The sequence below is a fragment of the Hwanghaeella sp. LZ110 genome, from assembly GCF_048892525.1.
Classification (GTDB): domain Bacteria; phylum Pseudomonadota; class Alphaproteobacteria; order UBA8366; family Aestuariispiraceae; genus Pacificispira.
The window spans coordinates 1-1,036 of record NZ_JBLZHT010000025.1 but is presented as its reverse complement, the minus strand read 5'-3'; the positions used below and the strand labels follow the sequence as shown (position 1 = coordinate 1,036).

The 1,036-nt window shown below is 64.3% G+C and carries 1 protein-coding gene; it reads right to left on the bottom strand.

The window, feature by feature from the left end:
* Nucleotides 1-161: 161 nt before the first annotated feature.
* On the bottom strand, nt 162-854 hold the full coding sequence (locus ACOSDM_RS20035) for a hypothetical protein (RefSeq protein WP_420726307.1): 693 nt from the start codon (nt 852-854) through the stop codon (nt 162-164).
* Between the last annotated feature and the right edge of the window lie 182 nt (nt 855-1,036).

The window sequence follows — 1,036 nt, the reverse complement described above, 5'->3', positions numbered from 1 at the left end:
TCCTCTTAGCTCCTGGGCGCCATCGGTGATGATCGCGAGCTCGCGATAAATCACGTCCAGGTTGAAGCGCATCAGCGCCCGCTCGTACATCGCTACATGGCGCACGAGCCGCTCGCTGAGTTCTGTGATCTTCTGCCCCGTCGTCGGGAGGGGAGCCGGCATTAGATGGTCCCCACGGTGTAGTTCTCCTGGAGGGAGCGGCGGCGGGACCGGACTGTGTCGCACACGTTGCCTACACGAATCTCGGAGACCACCTGCTGGCGACCAGGGCGATTGCCGGAGCCGCTCGAGGTGTTCCCCACATAGGCGTACTGAGCGCCCAGGCCGTTGAACAGGGCGTTGACGTCGCGGATGAGCTTCTGCGTCGCGGAGACGACGAGCGAGATGTACTGCGGGCTGATCTTGCCGTCGCCCGTGACCGATGATAGGCCGGCCATCGGGGGCAGGTAGAACCGGCCGCGCCCGGCGAGCCCTCGCGGGTTCTCGTTGCCGATCAGCGACACAGCCAACGCGAGCTGTGGGGGCGGCGTCACATCGGAGCGCCCCGCGATGGCCGGGTTTACGACGTGTTCGAGGCTGTTGGTTTCCATGTAGCGGCCGTCCCGGCCGACCCGGTTCACCTTGACGCGCTGGAGCTGCGCCTTGTTCGTGATGGCGAGGCCGTCGGGCGCTGCACTGTTGAAGTAGGTGCGCACGACGTTCCCGATCTTGTCTGCGAGCTCCTGGGTCACAGCGGGCAGTTGATCCTCAGCGATCGTCGGAGCCTGCACGATGTGGAATCCGAAGCTGAACGCTTCAGTGTCATAGAGCCTGCCCTCTGCGACAACCTTGATGAACGGGTGAGGGTGAGCCATTTGATTCTCCTCGGCTATCTGTGGACGCGCGTGCGCGTAAAGGTGAGCCTACCGAGTATCCCGCGCGCCGCGAACATAGAGCCCGGCGTTTCATCCAGGCGGACGCCAGCAGGTGGCCGGAGTAGCGGTGGTCACGGGCGGAATCTCACGCCTGATATAGCGGTCTGGCCCATTCCCTCGGA

What these genes read in the sequence shown, in the direction of transcription:
- ACOSDM_RS20035 (WP_420726307.1), bottom strand. Translation starts at nt 854, where the DNA reads ATGGCTCACCCTCACCCGTTCATCAAGGTTGTCGCAGAGGGCAGGCTC.